The sequence below is a fragment of the Sphingomonas hylomeconis genome (assembly GCF_025370105.1).
Lineage (GTDB): Bacteria > Pseudomonadota > Alphaproteobacteria > Sphingomonadales > Sphingomonadaceae > Sphingomonas > Sphingomonas hylomeconis.
In genome coordinates, this window is sequence record NZ_JANQBK010000017.1 from 160,832 (window position 1) to 181,783 (window position 20,952).

The 20,952-nt window shown below is 67.0% G+C and carries 18 protein-coding genes; 12 read left to right on the forward strand and 6 right to left on the reverse strand.

The genetic code is table 11. The annotated features are described in order from the left end of the window. Nucleotides 1-46: 46 nt before the first annotated feature. The 3 genes from NV401_RS17115 (at nucleotide 47) to NV401_RS17125 (ending at nucleotide 4,875) form a co-directional block, all read left to right on the forward strand. Entirely contained in the window at nucleotides 47-2,368 is a 2,322-nt protein-coding gene (locus NV401_RS17115) for a TonB-dependent receptor (RefSeq protein ID WP_261295665.1), read from the forward strand. Then, nucleotides 2,365-3,699 carry a PepSY-associated TM helix domain-containing protein gene (locus tag NV401_RS17120; RefSeq protein ID WP_261295666.1) on the forward strand — a complete coding sequence of 445 codons (1,335 nt, stop codon included), beginning with the start codon at nucleotides 2,365-2,367 and terminating at the stop codon, nucleotides 3,697-3,699. Before NV401_RS17115 ends, NV401_RS17120 begins: the two co-directional genes overlap by 4 nt. A gap of 66 nt (nucleotides 3,700-3,765) precedes the next feature. Beyond that, nucleotides 3,766-4,875: a DUF5694 domain-containing protein gene (locus NV401_RS17125; RefSeq protein ID WP_261295667.1), complete on the forward strand. Its 1,110-nt coding sequence runs from the start codon at nucleotides 3,766-3,768 to the stop codon at nucleotides 4,873-4,875. A gap of 150 nt (nucleotides 4,876-5,025) precedes the next feature. Here NV401_RS17125 and NV401_RS17130 read toward each other — a convergent pair whose 3' ends face one another. The 6 genes from NV401_RS17130 to NV401_RS17160 all read right to left on the reverse strand — a co-directional run bounded on the left by NV401_RS17130 (nucleotide 5,026) and on the right by NV401_RS17160 (nucleotide 13,094). Further along, nucleotides 5,026-7,065 (reverse strand): M13 family metallopeptidase, encoded by a 2,040-nt coding sequence (locus NV401_RS17130; RefSeq protein WP_261295668.1) that lies wholly within the window; start codon nucleotides 7,063-7,065, stop codon nucleotides 5,026-5,028. Between the two features lie 78 nt (nucleotides 7,066-7,143). Beyond that, a complete protein-coding gene (locus NV401_RS17135) occupies nucleotides 7,144-8,319 on the reverse strand; it encodes an endonuclease/exonuclease/phosphatase family protein (RefSeq protein ID WP_261295669.1) in 1,176 nt (391 codons plus the stop codon). 57 nt (nucleotides 8,320-8,376) lie between these two features. Beyond that, the gene (gene acs, locus NV401_RS17140; protein ID WP_261295670.1) at nucleotides 8,377-10,317 is read right to left on the reverse strand and encodes an acetate--CoA ligase; all 1,941 of its coding nucleotides are present in this window, start codon (nucleotides 10,315-10,317) and stop codon (nucleotides 8,377-8,379) included. Nucleotides 10,318-10,966: 649 nt separating this feature from the next. Continuing rightward, on the reverse strand, nucleotides 10,967-11,305 hold the full coding sequence (locus NV401_RS17150; protein ID WP_261295671.1) for a hypothetical protein: 339 nt from the start codon (nucleotides 11,303-11,305) through the stop codon (nucleotides 10,967-10,969). Continuing rightward, a complete protein-coding gene (locus NV401_RS17155; RefSeq protein WP_261295672.1) occupies nucleotides 11,292-11,636 on the reverse strand; it encodes a hypothetical protein in 345 nt (114 codons plus the stop codon). The genes NV401_RS17150 and NV401_RS17155 overlap by 14 nt, the downstream gene beginning before the upstream one ends. Nucleotides 11,637-11,720: 84 nt before the next feature. After that, complete coding sequence (locus tag NV401_RS17160; RefSeq protein ID WP_261295673.1) at nucleotides 11,721-13,094, reverse strand: helix-turn-helix domain-containing protein; 1,374 nt, start codon at nucleotides 13,092-13,094, stop codon at nucleotides 11,721-11,723. A 106-nt stretch (nucleotides 13,095-13,200) separates the two neighbouring features. Here NV401_RS17160 and NV401_RS17165 point away from each other — a divergent pair, with 106 nt between their 5' ends. The 9 genes from NV401_RS17165 to NV401_RS17205 all read left to right on the forward strand — a co-directional run bounded on the left by NV401_RS17165 (nucleotide 13,201) and on the right by NV401_RS17205 (nucleotide 20,790). Next, nucleotides 13,201-14,727, forward strand: a complete 1,527-nt coding sequence (locus NV401_RS17165; RefSeq protein ID WP_261295674.1) for an acyl-CoA carboxylase subunit beta — start codon at nucleotides 13,201-13,203, stop codon at nucleotides 14,725-14,727. A gap of 81 nt (nucleotides 14,728-14,808) precedes the next feature. Beyond that, nucleotides 14,809-15,099, forward strand: a complete 291-nt coding sequence (locus NV401_RS17170) for a hypothetical protein (RefSeq protein ID WP_261295675.1) — start codon at nucleotides 14,809-14,811, stop codon at nucleotides 15,097-15,099. Next, nucleotides 15,096-15,311 (forward strand): hypothetical protein, encoded by a 216-nt coding sequence (locus tag NV401_RS17175; RefSeq protein ID WP_261295676.1) that lies wholly within the window; start codon nucleotides 15,096-15,098, stop codon nucleotides 15,309-15,311. Before NV401_RS17170 ends, NV401_RS17175 begins: the two co-directional genes overlap by 4 nt. Continuing rightward, nucleotides 15,308-15,844, forward strand: a complete 537-nt coding sequence (locus NV401_RS17180) for a hypothetical protein (protein WP_261295677.1) — start codon at nucleotides 15,308-15,310, stop codon at nucleotides 15,842-15,844. Before NV401_RS17175 ends, NV401_RS17180 begins: the two co-directional genes overlap by 4 nt. Continuing rightward, nucleotides 15,841-16,272 carry a methylmalonyl-CoA epimerase gene (mce, locus tag NV401_RS17185; RefSeq protein ID WP_261295678.1) on the forward strand — a complete coding sequence of 144 codons (432 nt, stop codon included), beginning with the start codon at nucleotides 15,841-15,843 and terminating at the stop codon, nucleotides 16,270-16,272. Before NV401_RS17180 ends, mce begins: the two co-directional genes overlap by 4 nt. Beyond that, nucleotides 16,262-17,044, forward strand: a complete 783-nt coding sequence (locus NV401_RS17190) for an enoyl-CoA hydratase-related protein (protein WP_261295679.1) — start codon at nucleotides 16,262-16,264, stop codon at nucleotides 17,042-17,044. Before mce ends, NV401_RS17190 begins: the two co-directional genes overlap by 11 nt. A 139-nt stretch (nucleotides 17,045-17,183) precedes the next feature. After that, nucleotides 17,184-19,325: a methylmalonyl-CoA mutase gene (gene scpA, locus NV401_RS17195; RefSeq protein ID WP_261295680.1), complete on the forward strand. Its 2,142-nt coding sequence runs from the start codon at nucleotides 17,184-17,186 to the stop codon at nucleotides 19,323-19,325. Between the two features lie 119 nt (nucleotides 19,326-19,444). After that, on the forward strand, nucleotides 19,445-20,437 hold the full coding sequence (gene bioB, locus NV401_RS17200; RefSeq protein ID WP_261295681.1) for a biotin synthase BioB: 993 nt from the start codon (nucleotides 19,445-19,447) through the stop codon (nucleotides 20,435-20,437). Then, entirely contained in the window at nucleotides 20,428-20,790 is a 363-nt protein-coding gene (locus tag NV401_RS17205) for a lysozyme inhibitor LprI family protein (RefSeq protein ID WP_261295682.1), read from the forward strand. The genes bioB and NV401_RS17205 overlap by 10 nt, the downstream gene beginning before the upstream one ends. Nucleotides 20,791-20,952: the final 162 nt, after the last annotated feature.

Below are 20,952 nucleotides of genomic sequence, written 5' to 3' on the forward strand. Positions count from 1 at the left end.
ACCGTCCCGGCGCCGCCGTGCGCCACGCTTCAGCCAAGGATCCTCTATGTCAAAATATACCAGCGCGCTTCGGCGCGCCGTTGGCCTGTCCGCGCTCGTCGCGGCGGCGCCCGCGTTTGCGCAATCCGCCGAGGGCGACGACATCCTCGTCGTGGGGCAGCGCGACGCCCCGATCGAGATCGCCCCACGCGGCCTGGCCGTCAGCCTGGGCGAGGAACAGTTCGCCGGCGTCAACGCGGTCAACACCGAAGACCTGATCAAATACGCGCCCGATTTCTTCGTGCGTACGCGCTATATCGGCGACAACAATGCCGTGCCCGGCTTCCGCGGCACGCACAGCACGCAGAGCGCGCGCTCGCTGGTGATGGTCGACGGCTTCGTGGTGTCGAACTTCCTCGGCAATTCGTTCGCCTTCCCGCCCGCCTGGGGCATCGTCAGCCCCACCGAGGTGCGCCAGTTCGATATCGTCTATGGCCCCTATTCGGCGCGCTATCCGGGCAATTCGATGGGCGGGATCGTCAACATATCCACGCGCCCGCCCGACAGGACCGAGGCGTTCGGCACGGTGCAGGCGTTCGTCCAGCCATACCGCCAATATGGCACGCGGCAGGATTTTCAGGGCTATGCCGCAGAGGCCGGCTTCGCGCTCAAGCCTGATAACAGCCCGTTCGGCTTCCGCGCCTCGCTGCGGCGGCTGCGCAACGACAGCCAGCCGCAGCAATTCTATCAGCTCGGCTATAGCGCCGGTTTGTATGGCAACCCGTCGGCCGGCCCGGCGGTGACCGGCGGCTATGCCGATCCGGCGCTGATCCCGATCGGCGGCAAGACGGCGGTGGTGATCGGCGATTATGCGTCGGTGGCCACGCGGCAGGATCAGGCGCGCGGGCAGCTGCGCTTCGATTCGGGCGATGTCCATGCCGAGGCGCTGTTCACCTATTGGTGGAACCGCGAGGAGACGCTCGAGCCGCAAACCTATCTGCGCGATGCGGCGGGCAATCCGTTCTACGGCGACGCCAGCGGCCGGGCGAGTTTCGGCGGGCATACTTATCTGCTCAATGCGGCGACCAGTTATCGGCTGGGCATCGCGCAGAAGGACGAATGGCTCGCCGGGCTCAAGCTGGAAGCGCCGCTGCTCGGCTTCGATACGCGGCTCAACCTGTCGACATTGCGCTTCGATCGGCAGCGCTCGCGCCAGTCCAACGGCCATGCCGCGGGCATTGCCCACGGCGCGGGGCAGTTGACCGAACAGGGGCCGACCGGCTGGTATACCGGCGATCTGCTCGCCACCCGGATGGTCGGCGCGCACGAACTGGCGATCGGCACCAACACCAGTCTCTACGAAACCGATCAGAGCGTGTTCGACACGCTCAACTGGCGCGCCGCCACCGGCCGCACCCTGCGCACGCGCACCTTCGGCCGCACGCGCACGATCGGCGTGTTCGCCGAGGATGCGATCGGCCTCGGCGCGTCCACGCTGCTGACGATCGGGCTGCGCGCCGATTGGTGGCGCGGCTTCGACGGTGGGTTGACCGCGCGCGCCACCACCGGCGCCGCCGCCGGTCAACTGGTGACGCAACGTTATGCGGCGCGCAGCGACAGCGCGCTCAGCCCCAAGCTGGCGGTGAAGCGCACGCTCGGCGATGGCTGGGCGGCCGAGCTGAGCCTGGCGCTGGCGACACGCTTCCCCACCGTGGGTGAGCTGTTCCAGGGCTCGCTCAACGGCGATGGCACGTTCAACGTCAACAGCTTCGATCCCAATCTCAAGGCGGAGAAGAGCCGCGATGCCAATCTGGTGCTGCGCAAGCGTCTGGGTCCGGTGACGATGACCGGCAGCCTGTTCTACCAGCGCATCCGCGACGCGATCTTCAGTTATACCGGCTTCAATGCGGCCGGCGTGTCGAGTTCGTCGTTCAAGAATATCAATGTCACGCGGCAATATGGCGCGGAGCTGATCGCCGAGGCGAAGGACTGGCCGCTCGACGGGCTGGACGTGGATGCCAATGCCGCGTGGCTCGATGCCGTCACGGTACGCAATGCCGGCGACCGCGCCTCGGAAGGCGTGCAATTCCCGCGCATTCCGCGCTGGCGGTTGAACGGCAATCTGCGCTGGCGGCTGCTGCCCGCGCTGCAGGGCGTGGTCGGGGTGCGCTATGCCAGCCGGCCAAATACCGATCTCGACGGGCTGCAGCGCGGCGACGCCTATGGCTATACCTCCGAACTGTTCGCGCTGGACGTGAAGGCCAATGTGGACGTGGCGCAGAACCTGCGGCTGTCGGCGGGGGTCAGCAATCTCACTAACGATCGCGCCTGGGTGTTCCATCCCTATCCGCAGCGCACCTTCCTGGTCGAAGCGGGGGTCAAGCTATGAGCGTCAAGGCCCCCGGCACGCGCTGGTACAATGCGGTGTGGCGCTGGCATTTCTACGCCGCGATGCTGTGCGTGCCGTTCGTCCTGTGGCTCGCCACCACGGGCGCGCTGTATACCTGGAAACCGCAGATCGAGGTGTGGCTCGATCGCCCGTATGACACGCTGGCGGCAGCACCCGCGGTCAGCGCCGATGCGCAGGTCGCCGCGGCGCTCGCCGCGGTGCCCGGCGCCCGGCTGCACAAATATCAGCTGCCGGAGGCGCCGGGCCGGGCAGCGCGGGTGATCGTCGGCACGGGGGGTAGCGAGACGCTGGTCTATGTCGATCCTGCCGGCGCTACGGTGCTGAAGACGGTGCCGGTGGAAGCGCAGCTGATGCGGGTGATCTTCCACCTGCACGGCGACCTGCTGATCGGCGATCCCGGCTCCTATCTGGTCGAGCTCGCCGCCTGCTGGGCGGTGGTGATGATCCTCACCGGCCTGTATCTGTGGTGGCCGCGCGGGCGCCGCGGGCTGGCGGGCGTGGTCTATCCGCGGCTGCGCGGCGGGCGGCGGCTGTTCTGGCGCGATCTGCATGCCGTGTCGGGCATCTGGGTGTCGCTGCTGGCGCTCGGGCTGATCCTCACCGGGCTGCCCTGGGCCAAGGCCTGGGGCGGCTATTTCAAGGAAGTGCGCCAGATCACCGGCACCGCCGACGGGCCGGTCGACTGGCCCACCGGCCGGCCGCCGGCGGCGGCGCGCGCCATGCTCGGCGATCATGCCGAGCATGGCGGGATGGCGATGGCGCATGTGGCGGCGCGGCCGGGCGACCTCGACCGGGTGATCGCGACGGTCGCGCCGCTCGGGATCGCCCCGCCGGTGCTGATCGCGCCGCCCGCCGAAGCAGCGCGCGGCTGGACGGCGACCTCGGACGCGGCAGACCGACCGCGGCGCACGCAACTGACCGTCGACGGTTCGACCGGCGCGGTGCTGACGCGGCGCGATTTCGACCAGCGGCACTGGATCGATCGCGCGGTCGGCTATGGCATCGCGGCGCATGAGGGCGCGCTGTTCGGGCTCGCCAACCAGCTGCTGAGCACGCTCACCGCTGCGCTGCTGGTGCTGCTGGCAGTGTCGGGCAGCGTGCTGTGGTGGCGGCGACGACCGGTCGGGCTGTTGGGCGCGCCGATCCCGCTGTCGCGCCCGCGTTTCAGCGTGGTGCTGATCGGCGCGGTCGTGGCGCTTGGGGTGCTGATGCCGTTCTTCAGTATCAGCCTCGTGATCGTGCTGCTGGCCGAGCGGTTCGTATTGCGGCGCTCGCCGGCAGGCCGATGGCTGGGCCTTCGCGCAGCCTGATCGGCGCCTCACGCGACTATCGCCAGTGTATTGCAATGCCAACACACTAGCGATAGTCTCGCCTTCATGACTTATCCAAGCCGCGCCGCGCTCCGCCTGTCGCTCGCCACCGCGATCGGCCTGTTCCTCACCGCCAATGCGCCACCGCGCGACTATCGCCCGTCGTTCCGCCCGGAGACATTGAAGGGGCCGCCGGCGGGCGTGCGCAACGAGGTGCTGGTGCTCGGCACCACGCATCTGTCCAATCTGCCGGAAACGCCGTCGCTGGCGCACTTGGCGCCGCTGCTCGACCGGCTCGCGGCGTGGCGGCCGGGCGCGATCGCCACCGAGGATCTGTCCGGGCTGCAATGCGACAGCCTGCGCCGTTATCCGTCGCGCTATGCCGAGTCGGTGGACACGTATTGCGGCGATCCGACCGCGGCCGGGCGCGCCGTAGGGCTCGACGTGCCCGCCGCCAATGCCGAGGCCGAACGGCTGCTCGCCGCCTGGCCCGCAGCGCCGTCGCCGGGCGCGCGGCGGCATCTCGCAGCGGTGTTCCTGGCCGCGGGCGAGCGCGGCTCGGCGCTGGTGCAATGGTTGCGGCTGGCCCCGGCCGAGCGCCGCGCCGGCGATGGCCTGACCGACGAGCTGCGCGCCAAGCTGGACAAGACGATGACGCAGCGCAACGAGACGTACCTGATCGCCGCCCCGCTCGCCGCGCGGCTCGGGCTGGAGCGGCTGTGGAGCGTCGACGATCATTCCGCCGATACGCCCGAGAGCCCCGATCCGGCGGTGCGCAAGGCTGCCGAGAATGCGATCCGCGGCGCCTGGGACAATCCCTCGTCGCAGGCTCGGCGGGTGGCGGACGAGCGGCTGGGCAAGGGCTTCTTCCAGCCCGGCGGGGTGCTGGCGCTATACCGCGCGATGAACGCCGCAGACGCGCCGGCGCTTGTCTATCGCTCGGATTTCGGCGCCGCGCTGGCCGAGCCGTCGGGGCGGGGCTTCGGGCGGAATTATGTCGGCTATTGGGAGACGCGCAATTTGCGCATGGTGGCGAACATGCGCGACGTGCTCGGGCGCTATCCGGGGACGCGCATGCTCACCATCGTCGGTGCCTCGCACAAGGGCTATTACGAGGCGTATCTCAACCAGATGCACGACGTGCATCTGGTTGATGCCAGCGCCGTGTTGCGGTGAACGGGCTGGCTGACGAGCGCCTGAAGTAACACCACCCCGGCGTACGCCAGGGCCCAGTCGCGATGGCGGAGGTAACCGCGCGCGGCATCCGCCCATGCATGCTCCACTACTGGGCCCCGGCGTTCGCCGGGGTGGTGTTGGGTAAAGGCGCTACCAGATATGTACGCGCTCGCTCGGCGCCAGATACAGCTTATCGCCCGGCTTGACGTTGAACGCGGTGTACCAGGCGTCGACATTGCGCACGATGCCGTTGACGCGGAAGAAGGGCGGCGAATGCGGATCGGTAAGCAGCCGGGCGCGCGCCGCGCCTTCGCGCAGCTTGGCCTGCCACGCCTGCGCATAGGCCAGGAAGAAGCGCTGGTCGCCGGTCAGCCCGCCGATCACCGGCGCCTTACCGTGCACCGCCTGATATTGCTGGTACGCGGCATAGGCCGTCTCGACCCCGCCGAGATCGCCGATATTCTCGCCCAGCGTCAGCTTGCCGTTGATCTTGGTGCCGGGGATCGGCTCGTAGGCGTCATACTGCTTGGCCAAAGCCGCGGTGCGCTCGCTGAACGTCTTGCGCGCTTCAGGCGTCCACCAATTCTCGAACTTGCCGGTGGCGCCGAACTGGCTGCCCTGATCGTCGAAGCCATGGCCCATTTCGTGGCCGATGATCGCGCCGATCGCGCCGTAATTGACCGCCGCATCCGCCTTGGGATCGAAATAAGGCGGCTGCAGGATCGCGGCGGGGAAGGTGATCTGGTTGGCGAGCGGATTGTAATAGGCATTCACCGTCTGCGGCGTCATGTCCCACAGCGTGCGATCGACCGGCTTCTTGAGCCGCGACAGATCCAGCTGGTGCTGGAATTCGCCGGCGCGCATCGCATTGCCGACGGGATCGTCGCGGACGATCTTGAGGCTCGAATAGTCGATATATTTGACCGGATGGCCGATGCGCGGATCGAATGCGGCGAGCTTGGCCAAAGCCTGCGCCTTGGTCTTGTCGTCCATCCAGCTGTTCGCCTCGATGCGCTGCTTGTAGGCGGCGCGCAGATTGGCGATCAGCTCGGCCATCTTAGCGTCGCTCTCCGGCGGATAGTGGCGCTTGACGTAGATCTCGCCGACCGCTTCGCCCATCGTGCCGTTGACCAAAGCGATGCCGCGCTTCCAGCGTGCGCGCTGCGCCGGCTGGTCGTTCAGCGTCTTGCCGTAAAAGGCGAAGGTCGCGTCGTCGAACGCCTTGGGCAGCACCGGCGCGGCGGCGACCGCGAAGCGGAACTTCATCCAGTCCTGCCAGGTCGAGACCGGCGTGGTGGCGTAGATCTTGCCGAGCTCGGTCAGCGCGGTCGAGGTGGTCATGATGACGATCGGATAGTCGCCATAGCCCGCGGTCTGGAGCAGCAACGGCCAGTCGAACTGCGGCGCCAGCGCCTGGCGCTTGGCGGCGTCCATCGGCACCAGCATGGCCATCAGGTTGCGCTGCTGCTCGGGCGACCATTGCACCTTGGCCATGGCGGTTTCGAGCGCGATGATCCGGTCGGCCTTGGCCGCGGCATCGGCCATTCCGGCCAGCGTCAGCACCTGGGTGACATAGGCGCGGTACGCAGTGCGATAGGCGTCGTATTTTGCGCCCGGGAGCAGGTAATAATCGCGCCCGCCCATGCCCAGGCTGCCCTGGCTGACGGCGACGGTGTACTTGGCCGGATCCGACGGATCGGGCAGCTGGCCGACCTCGACCGGGCTGGCATAGCCCACCGTGGCGAACAATTTCTGCAATTTGCCCTTGTCGTTCGCCGCGTCGATCGTGGCGAAATAGGGCTTGAGCGGCGCCGCGCCGCGCTGCTCGATGCCCTGTTCGTCGAGGAAGCCGGCATAGAGATCGCCGAGCTGTTTGGAGCCGGCACCGGTCGCGGCGGGGTTGGCCGCGGCATCGGCGAGGATCTGCTTCACCTGCAGTTCCGCCTGATCGACCAGCAGCACGCTGTTGCCCGCCGAGGTGCGGTCCGCGGCGATCTGCGTGCGCGCATCCCAGCCGCCATTGGCGAACGTCCAGAAATCGTCGCCCGGCTTTACGTCGGCCTTTTGCGCGGTCAGATCGATGCCGAACGTGCCGTAGGCGGGGCCGGCCTTGTCCTGCGACAGGACCGGCGCGGCGGCGGCGAGCGCGAGGATCGCGGTGGATAGTCGGACGGCGGTGGAAATACGCATGGGCTACCTCTCAAGTGTATTGCCGTGATGTAGCGGTGGGGCAGGGCACGGGCAATCGCCAAAAGCGCGCCGGCATCGCTACCGGGGCGGTTTTACCACGTCCGCCGCGCCGCTGGCGATCGCGCCGAGATACTGGTCGCTGAAATCGGTGGCGATCTCGATCCACAACGGATGATGATCGGACATCTGCCAGGTGCGCCATTTCCTGTAGAGCGCCTCGGGCGTCTTGGCCTTCGACTTGGCGCCCTTCTCGGGATCCTTCTTGGGCAGTGCATCGGCATAGAGCGGCAGATCGGCATCGGTGAACACGTCTTCGAAAATGTCGACCATGCCGCCACCCAGCACCTTGAAGCGCGCATCCTTCACGCGCACCGCGATCTGATCGTAGAAATGCTGCCCGAGCTTGCGCACCTTCTTGCCGTCTATCTCCGGCGGCACGACGAAGCCGTTCGATTTCAGCGCCTGCATCGTCTTGTGTTCGGGGCTGACGACATTGAAATCGCCGAGGATGATGTAATTCTCGACCGGGCGGTTCTGCGCCGTGGCGCGTTTGCTCGCCTGGTCCTGGCGTTCGGCGAAGAACGTCACCAGCGCCTCGATCTCGGCGATGCGCTGATCGAGCGCCGGGCCCGACGCGGCGCCGTAATAGAGGTGCGCGGTGCACAGGCTGAACTGGAACCAGCCGGATTGAAACGCGACGAGGAACGGGCTGCGCGCGAATTGCAGATGCTGTTCCTGCTTGGTCACCGGCACGGCAGTGTCGGGCGCCATACTGGCCGGCGCCTTAACGTTCTTTTCGGCGACGATCAGCTGCCCCTGCGGCAGCACTATCTCGCCGGCGACCTTACGGAAGAACACCTTCTCGGTATTGTAGACGAACACCATGCGCTCGCCATTGCCGCCCGATCCTTCGGTGATGTCGGTGGCGATATAGGTCCATTCGCGGCCGAGGATGGCCATCACGCGTTCCAGCGCATCCATATCCTCGTTCACTTCCTGCACCGCGACGAGATCGAACGCAGCGATCATCTCGGCGATGTAATAGAAGCTCTCGGTGCGGCGCGGGCCGAAGCCGAACTTGTTCGAATCGAAGTCGCGGATGTTCCAGGTGGCGAGCAGCAAAGACGAATCGGACTTGCGATCGCGCAGCGGCTGTAGCCGCGCGCGGATCTTCAGCAGGCGATCGGCGCACCGCTTCGCGCCGTCTTGATCGGTGCCGAAGGCGCGGCGCAATCCTGCATACATGTTCGACATGACGGACCCTCCCCGGTTGCGGTCGACTGGCGCTATAGCAGGATTGCGCGCCGAATATCAGGTCACGCGGTTGGCGACCAGATCGTCGACCACCGCCGGATCGGCCAGCGTGCTGGTATCGCCCAGGCTGGAGACGTCGCCCTCGGCGATCTTGCGCAGGATGCGGCGCATGATCTTGCCCGAGCGCGTCTTGGGCAGGCCGGGGGCGAATTGCAGCTTGTCGGGCGCGGCGATCGGGCCGATCTCGGTGCGGACCCATTTGATCAGATCGGCGCGCAGATCGTCGCTCGCCGCCTCGCCCGAATTGAGCGTGACATAGGCGTAAATGCCCTGGCCCTTGATGTCGTGCGGCATGCCGACCACCGCCGCTTCCGCCACCTTGGGATGGAGCACGAGTGCGGATTCGACCTCCGCCGTGCCCATGCGATGCCCGGACACGTTGATCACGTCGTCGACCCGGCCGGTGATCCACCAATAGCCGTCCGCGTCGCGCCGCGCCCCGTCGCCGGTGAAATACTTGCCCTTGTAGGTGCTGAAATAGGTCTGGAAGAAGCGCGCATGATCGCCCCACACCGTGCGCATCTGGCCCGGCCAGCTGCGCGCGATGACGAGATTGCCCGAGGTCGCGCCGGTCAGCACCTGCCCCTCGGCATCGACCAGTTGCGGATCCACGCCGGGCATCGGCGTGGTCGCGCTGCCGGGTTTGAGATCGGTGGCGCCCGGCAGCGGCGCGATCAGCGCGCCGCCCGTCTCGGTCTGCCACCAGGTGTCGATGATCGGGCAGCGCCCGCCGCCGACCACGTCGTGATACCAGCGCCATGCCTCGGGATTGATCGGCTCGCCGACCGTGCCGAGCAGCTTCAGCGACGAGCGATCGGTGGCGTGGACGAAGCTGTCGCCATCCTTCATCAGCGCGCGCAGCGCCGTCGGCGCGGTGTACAGCGTTTGGACCTGGTGGCGGTCCACGACCTGCCAGATGCGGCTGGCATCGGGCCAGGTCGGCAGACCTTCGTACATCAGCGTCGTCGCGCCGTTGGCGAGCGGGCCGTACAGGATATAGGAATGGCCGGTGACCCAGCCGAGATCGGCGGCGCACCACCAGACGTCGCCGGGGCGGTAATCGAACGCCAGCTCGTGCGTCAGGCTGACCCATAGCAGATAGCCGCCGCTGGTGTGCAGCACGCCCTTCGGGCTGCCGGTCGAGCCCGAGGTATAGAGGATGAACAACGGATCTTCCGCGCCCATCGGCTCGGCCGGGCAGGCGGCGGGAACCTCGGCGACCGCATCGTGATACCAGATATCGCGCCCGTCCTGCATCGTCACCGCGCCGCCGGTCGCCTGCACGACGATCATCGTCTCGAGCGCCGGCGCGCGCGCCGCAGCGGCATCGGCATTGGCCTTGAGCGGGATGCGCTTGCCGCCGCGGCGGCCCTCGTCGGCGGTGACCAGGATCGTGGAATCGCAATCGGTGATGCGCCCGGCCAGCGCCTCGGGCGAGAAGCCGCCGAACACCACCGAATGGATAGCACCGATGCGCGCACAGGCGAGGATCGCGAACGCCGCCTCAGGGATCATCGGCATGTAGATCGTGACGCGGTCGCCCTTCTTCGCGCCCTGCGCTTTCAGCACATTGGCGAAGCGGCAGACCTCGGCATGGAGTTCGCGATAGGTGAAGCGGCGCGGTTCCTCACTGGGTTCGTCGGGCTCCCAGATCAGCGCGACCTGATCGCCACGCTTGGCGAGATGGCGGTCGAGACAGTTGGCGGCGACGTTGAGCTTGCCGTCGGCGAACCAGTTGATGTGGAAATCGACCTCGTCGAACGACCAGTCGCCGGCGATTTCGGGGCGCTTGATCCAGTCGAGCCGGCGCGCCTGTTCGAGCCAGAAGCTGCCGGGATCGGCGAGGCTGCGGCCGTAGAGCATGTCATAGCCGGCCGCGTCGAAGCGGGCGTGTTCCGCCCATTGAGTCGGGACCGGGTAGATTTCCTGCTCTGACATCTTGGCTCTCCTCCGCGCGCGCCTTTTGGCGGGTGCAGGGGCGCGGTGGCAAGCCCGGCGTAGAGAGATTGTCCTCAGTTCAGTAGGCGAGGACTCGCGGAAGGTTTGGCAAAGGTCAGGGCAATGCGGCGTCGCCGCTGCCCTCACCGCCGCTGCTGTAGGACAGCGCTATTCCGCTTCCGCCCACTTGCGGACATGCGTGCTACCCGACCTTCCGTCACCCCGGGCTTGACCCGGGGTCCCGCTTCCCGGCCCAAGCCAGCGTGTCGAACAAGTCCCGCCACGCGGGATTGCCGCGTTCGATCAGAGCGACCTTCCACGCACGCCGCTAGCGTTGGAGCTGCCTCTCGTGCGCGATGGCGTCGGTGATGGACGGTGTATGGTCGGCCCAAACCAAGCGATGCGGGCCATCGCGCCGGCAGGTCGGCGGTAACGCCGCCATACAGGCGCCACGATAGCGATCGGCCATGATATCGATCCACCCGCCACGATGCCCCAGCGCGGTAGACGATGAGAAGCGGGACCCCGGGTCAAGCCCGGGGCGACGATCAAGGCGCAACGGCCGCTTCCACCATAACCGGACGTCGGCACCGCTAGCGGTGGCACAAAGGGGACGGTCCGCTTACGCCCACTTGCGGACATCGGGCCGTCACTGTTCCTGCTCGTTGTCACTCTCCCAAAAAGCCCGCTCGATCGCCCAGCACTCGTCGCCTGCGAGGTTCGACCGCATACACTTGTCAAATTCAGCGAACTGGATATCGCAAGGCGCGATTACCGACACTCCGGTCGCCGCGGCTCGCTTCTCCATCTCATCAAGCGCATGGTGGAACGACCACATGGCAATCTGCTGCCAATCATCGTCCACAGGGACAATTCGCTCCAACGCCCAATAAATATCATGCGGCCCGTCAGGGTCCTTCGTCAGATCAATCGTCGCGGGCCAAAGCGATTTTGCGGCCTCGAATAAGGCGAGTTTATTGACCGTCATGATGCAAGGCGCAGGGTTTCGGCCAGCACATGAACCGGGCGTTCTCGCTAGAGTTCATTCCGCGCACTTCAAAGCCGGGTAGTCGCCGCAACCGTTCGAGCGCTGCCTCGTCCCCGGTCGCCAACTGTGGGAACGCCACCTGTGTCTGCCCAGTGTTGTCGTTCAGCAGCCACCACACGTCTGCGCCCCAAGGGCCGCTGTCGTTTGTCTCGACATACACTGCCCCAAGGTCAGCCATCTTAATGCGCTGCTCCGTCTGCTTAGGCGCTCGGCAGACAATCTCATCATCGGCGGTAACCTCGACGACGAACCGAGCTTCTGGATGCTTCATTCCGCAAAGCTGCCCTGTTTGCAGGTCCGGGGCAATGTCTGCTTCCCCCCATTTTCAGACGTTCGAACATCACCGGGCCTCCTGTTAGATCACCCGATAAGGCACCGTCCCGCGCACATCCGGGTTGACCGCAATCCCGCGGTCCGCCGGCGGGAACGCGCGCTGATCGCAATTGTCGCGGGGGCACAGGCGGCAGGAGATGCCGATCGGTGTGGCCTGCGCCGTGCGATCGAGCGCGTCGGCATAGACGAAGTCGGCGGCATGCTCGGCTTCGCAGCCCAGGGTCACCGCATAGCGGCGCGGGGTGCGGGTGAAGCTGCCCGAGGGTTTGACCAGGCCCTTGGCCATCGACACGTAGCGCACGCCGTCCGGCGTTTCGGCGAGTTGTACGGCGATGCGATCAGGGATCGCCACCGCCTCGTGCACGATCCACAACGGACACGCCCCGCCGAAGCGCGCGAACTGGAAGCGGGTCGCGCTGTGCCGCTTGGTGATGTTGCCGGCCATGTCGACGCGGCAGAAATAGAAGGGGATGCCCGCCGCGCCGGGGCGCTGCAGCGTGGACAGGCGGTGGCAGGCCTGTTCGAAGCTGACGCCGAAGCGGCGGCACAGGCGATCGATATCGTGCCGCGTCTCGCGCGCGGCGGCGCGGAACGCAGTGTAGGGCATGATCAGCGCGCCGGCGGCGTAATTGGCCAGGCCGATGCGCAGCAGGTTGCGCGCGGCGTCGCCGTCCAGCTCGGCGGTGGCGACGATCGCCTCGATCTCGCCGGCGAAGGCGATCGCGGCCAGGCGGTGCGCGATCTGGAAGCGGCGGCTTTCGGCGGGCATGGCGGCGTCAAGCGTGAGCGTGGTGCCGTCGAACCGCGCCAGCCGGCCGGAGACGTCGTCGGCCGGGCTTATCGTCACGCCGAGCCGGGCCAGCGCGCTTGCCAGCGTGTCCTGTTCGCCGGTCGTCGCCAGCGCTTCCGCGGCGCGATCGAGCACGTCGACATAATTGCCCGCATCGTGAAACCAGTCGCGTACCGCTTCCCACGGCTTGCGCCCGCCGCCGCCGCCCGATGCCTGTTCCTCGACCATCTGCAGCCGCTCCTCCGCCGCGCGCATCGCGCCGTGCAGCGCGATGAAGCGGTCGGCGATGTCGGGGCGCTCCTCCGCCAGCCGGGCGATGATGTCGGCCGAGGGGGCGGGGGGCAGCAGCGGATCGGCCAGCGCCTGGCTGAGCGCGGTTAGCCGGAGGGCGGGGGCGGCGTCCTCGAGATCGGCGAGCGCGCCCGGATATTGGCGGCGCACCGATGCGGCGACCATCTGGGTCAGCGGCCGCACGCCGCCTTCGAGCTGCGAGAGGTAGCTGACCGACACGCCGAGCCGCGCCGCCATCGCCGCCTGGTTGAGCCCGGCGGCCTGGCGCAGCGCGCGCAATTGGTCGCCGGCGAAGAGGCGGGGGGAGCGGGGCATGGCCGCGTCCTACTTCGCAAGCCAGGCCTTCGCAACTTCGCAAGTTCACATTTGCAAAAGCCGCGGGCAGCGGGAAGAGAGGCGGCGCACCTTGCGGAGACCGTTCATGTCCTCGACCATTGCCGAACTGGAACGCAAGCGCGAAGCGGCGCGCATGGGCGGCGGCGAGAAGCGCATTGCGGCGCAGCACGCCAAGGGCAAGCTGACCGCGCGCGAACGGCTGAACGTCCTGCTCGACGAGAATTCGTTCGAGGAGCTCGACATGTATGTCGAGCATAATTGCGTGGATTTCGGGATGCAGGACCAGATCGTGCCGGGCGACGGCGTGGTCACCGGCTCGGGCACGATCAACGGCCGCCTGGTGTTCGTGTTCAGCCAGGATTTCACCGTGTTCGGCGGCTCGCTCAGCGAGCGGCATGCGCAGAAGATCTGCAAGATCATGGACATGGCGATGAAGGTCGGCGCGCCGGTGATCGGGCTGAACGATTCCGGCGGCGCGCGCATCCAGGAGGGCGTGGCGTCGCTCGGCGGCTATGCCGAGGTGTTCCAGCGCAACGTGCTGGCAAGCGGCGTCGTGCCGCAGATTTCCCTGATCATGGGGCCCTGCGCCGGTGGCGCAGTCTATTCCCCCGCGATGACGGACTTCATCTTCATGGTGAAGGATTCGTCATACATGTTCGTCACCGGCCCAGATGTAGTGAAGACCGTTACAAACGAGATCGTCACGCAGGAGGAACTGGGTGGAGCGGTGACGCATACCACGAAGTCGGGGGTCGCTGACGTGGCCTTCGAGAATGATATCGAGGCGCTGCTCGCGGCCCGCGACTTCGTGGACTTCTTGCCGGCCAGCAACCGCGAAGGCGTGCCCGAGCGGCCCTCGTCCGATCCGTGGGACCGGATCGAGGACAGCCTCGACACGCTGATCCCGGCCAGCGCCAACCAGCCCTATGACATGCACGAGCTGATCCGGAAGGTCGTCGACGAGGGCGATTTCTTCGAGGTGCAGCCGACGCATGCCGGCAATATCATCGTCGGGTTCGGGCGGATCGAGGGGCGCACCGTCGGCTTCGTCGCCAACCAGCCGATGGTGCTGGCCGGCTGCCTGGACATCAATTCGTCGAAGAAGGCGGCGCGGTTCGTGCGCTTCTGCGATTGCTTCGATATCCCGATCGTGACGTTCGTCGACGTGCCGGGCTTCCTGCCGGGCACCAGCCAGGAACTGAACGGGATCATCAAGCACGGCGCGAAACTGCTGTTCGCGTACGGCGAGGCGACCGTGCCCAAGATCACCGTGATCACGCGCAAGGCTTACGGCGGCGCCTATGACGTGATGGCCTCCAAGCATCTGCGCGGCGATCTCAACTATGCCTGGCCGACCGCGGAGATCGCGGTGATGGGTGCCAAGGGCGCGGTCGAGATCATCTTCCGCGGGCGCACGCCGGACGAGATCGCCGAGCAGACCGCGCAATATGAAGCGCGCTTCGCCAATCCGTTCGTCGCCGCCGCCAAGGGCTTTATCGACGAAGTGATCCAGCCGCATTCGACGCGCCGGCGCATTGCGCTCGGCCTGCGCAAGCTGCGCGGCAAGGCGCTGGAGAATCCGTGGAAGAAGCACGACAATATCCCGCTGTGATGATCCTGTCGCTGGTCTGCCGTCCTCAGTGTTGCGGGTGTGGCGCCTGAACATTATAAGGTGATGTGAAGGAGATTTGCCATGCAGACCGAACGTGTCACCTTCCTGACGACCCCGGACCAGAAGGCCGCACTTGACGGCTTTGCCGTCAGCAACGGCATGTCGGTGGGCCATGTCGTGCGCGAAGCGACGAGCCGCTATATTGCCCAGCCCATCGCGGCGCGTGACGAGGAAGAGGAAGCGCTGGCATTGCTCGTGCCGGCGGTCGAGGAGGCGGTTGCTGACATGAAGGCGACGATCAGCGCGATGCGGGCCGATATCGCCCGGACCTGCGCGACGGTAGATGCGGTTCTGGCGGGCGAACGGCGATGAGCGTGGGTGAAAAGATGTTCGGCGCGCTCAAGACGGTTCTCACGCTGAAGGAGCAGCTCGATGGCCTGGGCAAGGATCTGGGCATTCTCAACGGCCGGCTTTCGGGGCTGGCCGAAGCGCATGGCGCGTTGCGCGACCGCGTGAGCCGTCTCGAGGGCATTATCGAGGGGGCAGCGATGGCCGGTGGACGCCAGCCGAGGATCGAGGGATGAGCGCGTTGCTAATGTTGATTGCCCAGGCGGCTGCCGCGCCGGCCACACCCGCTAACCCGCCCGCACCGTGGACCGTCCGGACGGCGAATGTCGGCGGAGTAGCTTCGACCAGCACCTCGACGATCGCGCGGGACGGATCGTCGCGACTGGTGGTGAAATGCGATCGCGCGACCGAGGCGCTCGTCTCGGTGCAGTTCTTCGCCAAGCAACCGCTGCAGATGGCGGGCGACGATGGCAGCTTCGCCAGCAAGCCGGTGGCGTTGCGCTTCGATAACGGGGCGGCGAACGGCTATGACTGGCAGTTGCGCTCCTATGCCGCCTATACCAGCAACGATGCGGTGGTCACCTCGCTGACGCTGCAACTGGCCAAGGCCAAGCAGATCAAGGTCGAGACGACCAGCGCGAGCAACTTCCGTTTCGAGGCGGTGTTCGACGGGCCGCCGACCGACGCGCCGATCCGGCAGGTGCTGCAGGCCTGCGGCTATGTGCTCGGGCAGGTCCCCGTGTTCGCGCAGCCGGCGCCGGCGAAATGATGCTCGGGCGGCTCAACCATGTCGGCGTGGCGACACCGTCGATCGCGCACGCGATCGAGACCTATCGCACGCTGCTCGGCGCGACCGCGATCGGCGTGCCGTTCGACCTGCCGGCGCAGGGCGTGAAAGTGTGCTTCATCGATGCGCCCAACACGCAGATCGAGCTGATCGAGCCCTATGACGAAAGCTCGCCGATCGCCGGGTTCCTGAAGAAGAACCCGGCCGGCGGGCAGCATCACCTGTGCTTCGAAGTGCCCGATATCAACGTCGCGGTGGCAGAGCTGACGGCCAAGGGCGCGACGGTGCTCGGCGCGCCGCGGATCGGCGCGCACGGCACGCCGATCGTGTTCGTGCACCCGAAGGATTTCGGCGGGCTGCTGGTCGAACTGATGGAAACCCCCAAGGAGGATCACGCGCATGGCCTATGAGATGATCCTGAGCGAGCGGCGCGGCGACGTGCTGGTGCTGACGCTCAACCGGCCCGAGCGGCTGAACGCCGCGCCGCCGCAGCTGTTCGACGAACTGCGCGATGTGATCGGCAATCTCGATGGTGCGCGCGCGGTGCTGGTGACGGGCGCGGGCCGGGCGTTCTGTTCGGGGGCGGACGTGGCCGGTGGCGCGCTGGGATCGGACGATCCGGGCAATGCGACGTTCGTGGCGCTGACCAAGCACTATAATGCGACAATGGCGGCCTTTGCCGATCTCGCAGTGCCGGTGGTGAGCGCGGTGCGCGGGCCGGCGGCGGGGATCGGCTGCAGCCTGGCGCTCGCGGCGGACTTCTGTGTCGCGTCCGAGACGGCCTATTTTCTGCAGGCATTCGTCAATATCGGGCTGGTGCCGGATGGCGGCGCGAGCTGGATGCTGCCGCGGCTGATCGGGCGCGCGCGCGCGACCGAGATGATGATGCTGGGCGAAAAGGTGCCCGCGGCCAAGGCGCTCGACTGGGGCATGATCCACAAGGTGGTGGCGGACGACGCGCTCGATGCCGACGCCTTCGCGCTGGCCGAGCGGCTCGCGGCGGGGCCGACTGTGGCGCTCGGGCTGATGAAGCACGGCTTGGCCCATGCGCTGGACAGCGATTACCCGGCGGCGATGCTGCGCGAGGCCGAGAACCAGCGCGCGGCGCGCGGTTCGGCGGATTCGATGGAAGGCGGAATCGCGTTCCTGCAGAAGCGCAAACCGGCGTTCAAGGGCGCGTGATGATCCCCTTAGACTACCTCCCCGGCGAACGCCGGGGCCCAGTCGCGGAGGCCGGAGTAACGGCGCGCAGCATCAGCCAAGCTACGTTTCCCGACTGTACCCCGGCGTTCGCCGGGGAAATATTTGAGGCCGGGCTCGCATGACCGACAAACCAACACTCGACCAGTGGCAGGCGGCTGCGGCGAAGGAAGTGAAGGGCCGCGACCTTACCTGGCACACGCCAGAGGGGATCGACGTCAAGCCGCTCTACACCGCCGAGGACGTGGCCGATATCGACCCCGGCCTCCCCGGTTTCGCGCCGTTCACGCGCGGCGTGCGCGCGTCGATGTATGCCGGGCGGCCGTGGACGATCCGGCAATATGCGGGCTTCTCGACTGCCGAGGCGTCGAACGCCTTCTACCGCCGCAACCTTGCCGCCGGGCAGAAGGGCCTGTCGGTCGCGTTCGATCTCGCGACGCATCGCGGCTATGACAGCGACCATCCGCGCGTGACCGGCGATGTCGGCAAGGCGGGGGTCGCGATCGACACGATCGACGACATGAAGATCCTGTTCGACGGGATTCCGCTCGACAAGATGTCGGTCAGCATGACGATGAACGGCGCGGTGATCCCGATCCTCGCCTTCTTCATCGTCGCGGGCGAGGAGCAGGGGGTGCCGCAGCATCTGCTCGACGGGACCATCCAGAACGACATCCTCAAGGAGTTCATGGTCCGCAACACGTATATCTACCCGCCCGCCCCGAGCATGCGGATCATCTCGGACATCATCGGCTACACGTCGGCGCACATGCCGAAGTTCAACAGCATTTCGATCTCCGGCTACCACATGCAGGAAGCGGGGGCGACGCAGCTGCAGGAGCTGGCGTTCACGATCGCCGACGGGCGCGAGTACGCCAAGGCGGCGATGGCCTCCGGGCTCGATCTCGATGCGTTCGCAGGAAGGCTGAGCTTCTTCTTCGCGATCGGCATGAACTTCTTCATGGAGATCGCCAAGCTGCGCGCGGCGCGGAAACTGTGGCACCGGGTGATGACCGATCTCGGCGCCAAGGACGAACGCTCCAAGATGCTGCGCACGCATTGCCAGACCAGCGGCGTCTCGCTGACCGAGCAGGACCCGTATAACAACGTGATCCGCACCACGGTCGAGGCGATGGCGGCGATGTTGGGGGGGACGCAGTCGCTCCACACCAATGCGCTCGACGAGGCGATCGCGCTCCCGACCGACTTCTCCGCACGGATCGCGCGCAACACGCAGATCGTGTTGCAGGAGGAGACGGGGATGACCAAGGTCGTCGATCCGTTGGGTGGCTCGTACTACATCGAGAGCCTGACCGAGGAGCTGGTCGACAAGGCGTGGGAGATCATCCAGCGCGTCGAGGCCGAGGGCGGGATGGCGCAGGCGGTCGCGGCGGGCTGGCCCAAGGCGATGATCGAGGAAGCTTCGGCGGGCCGTGCGGCGCGCGTCGACAAGGGCGAAGACGTCATCGTCGGCGTCAACAAATACAAGCTCGCCGAGCAGGATCCGATCGACATTCTCGACGTCGACAATGTCGCGGTGCGCGAATCGCAGATCGCGCGGATCGCGCGGTCTAAGGCCGGGCGCGACGAGGCGAAGTGCACCGCGGCGCTCGACGCGCTGCGCGAGGGCGCGCGGGCGACGGCGAACGTGCTTGGCCTCGCGGTCGAATGTGCCCGCCAGCGCGCGACATTGGGCGAGATCTCCTCGGCGATGGAGGATGTGTTCGGGCGCTACGATACCGTGCCGACGCCGGTGTCGGGCATCTATGGCGGCGCGCACGAATTCGATGCGGCGTGGCAGGGGCTCAAGGAAGGCGTCGTCTCGCTCGAGACGCGCAACGGCCGCAAACCGCGGATGCTCGTCGCCAAGATGGGCCAGGACGGGCATGACCGCGGCGCGAACCTCGTGTCGTCGGCGTTCGGCGATCTCGGGTTCGATGTCGTGCCGGGGCCCTTGTTCCAGACGCCGGCCGAAGCGGCCGAGCTGGCGATCGCGCGCGATGTCGATGTGGTCGGCGCGTCGTCGCTAGCGGCGGGGCACAAGACATTGATCCCCGAACTGATCGGCCATCTGCGCGAGGCCGGGCGCGGCGACATCAAGGTGATCGCGGGCGGGGTGATCCCCGCGCAGGATTACCAAGTGTTGCGCGATGCCGGCGTGCAGGGAATTTTCGGGCCCGGGACCAATCTGGTCGAGGCGGCGGGCGACGTGTTGCGATTGCTGGGGCACAATATGCCCCCGGTTGAGGAAGTTGTAGAATGACTGATGTGATCGAATCCCCCTCCCGCGTGCGGGAGGGGCTAGGGGAGGGCCTGTCGCGACAGGACGCCTCTTCTGGACAGGCCCTCCCCCAGCCCCTCCCGCACGCGGGAGGAGAGCAAGTGCGCACCGACTGGACCCGCGCCGAGATCGCCGCCCTGTTCGATCTGCCGTTCGACGAGCTGATGTTCCGCGCGCAGACCGTGCACCGCGCGCATCACGCGGCGGGCGAGGTGCAGCTGTGCACGCTCTTGTCGATCAAGACCGGCGGCTGCCCGGAGGATTGCGGCTATTGCAACCAGTCGACCTCGGCCGACACCGAGCTCAAGGCGAGCAAGCTGATGGACGTGCGCGCCGTCCTGCAATCCGCCGCGCAGGCGCGTGACGCGGGCAGCCAGCGCTTCTGCATGGGCGCGGCGTGGCGCAACCCCAAGGACCGCGACATGCCCGCGATCATCGAGATGGTGCAGGGCGTGCGCCAGATGGGGATGGAGACCTGCATGACGCTCGGCATGCTCGAGCCGCATCAGGCACGGCAGCTCGCCGAGGCGGGCCTCGATTACTACAACCACAATATCGACACGTCGCCCGAGAAATATGCCGAGGTCATCACCACGCGCACCTTCGAGGACCGGCTCGACACGCTCGAGAACGTCCGCGAGGCTGGCATCAACGTGTGCTGCGGCGGGATCGTCGGGATGGGCGAGACGCGCGGCGATCGCGTCGGCTTCGTCCATGCCCTCGCCACCTTGCCGCGGCACCCGGAGAGCGTGCCGGTCAATGCGCTGGTGCCGGTCAAGGGCACCGTGCTCGGCAACATGCTGGCCGACACGCCGCTCGCCGCGATCGACGATATCGAGTTCGTCCGCACCGTCGCGGTCGCGCGCATCACGATGCCGCTGTCGATGGTGCGCCTGTCCGCGGGCCGCGAGAGCATGTCCGACGCGACGCAGGCCTTGTGTTTCATGGCCGGCGCCAATTCGATCTTCACCGGCGACAAGTTGCTGACCACCGGCAATGCCGGCGACGACAAGGATGCCGCGCTGCTCGCGAAACTCGGCCTCGTCCCGATGGTTGGGGAGGAACCGATGCGAAAGGAAAAGACATGTTGCTGATCGCCCTCCTGCTCACCGCCGCCGCGCCCGTCCAGACCCAGGCGGCGATGAACCGCAGCGCCAGTACGAGCTACGCCCAGGCCGATGCCACGATGACCGCGCAGTGGAAGCGGACCTATGCGTACATGAAGCGCCGCGACGCGCAGGACACGTCGCGCGGCGGCGGGTTCGGCTATGCGGCTTCGTTGCTCGCGAGCCAGCGTGCCTGGCTCAAGTTCCGCGACACGCAGTGCGTGATCGAGGGCGGGCAATATGCCGGCGGGTCGGCGCAGAGCATGACGATGGCCGCATGCCGGACGAATCTGACGCGGGCGCGCACGGCGCAGCTCAAATCGATGATCTGGTACCAATAACGACACAGTCCCCTCCCGCGTGCGGGAGGGGCAGGGGAGGGGCCAACCTCCCCACATACGCCCCCTTGCGGACAGGCCCTTCCCCGGGGCCCTTCCCGCAGGCGGGAGGGGAGAAGTCAGCGTGTTCAAGAAGATCCTGGTCGCCAATCGCGGCGAAATTGC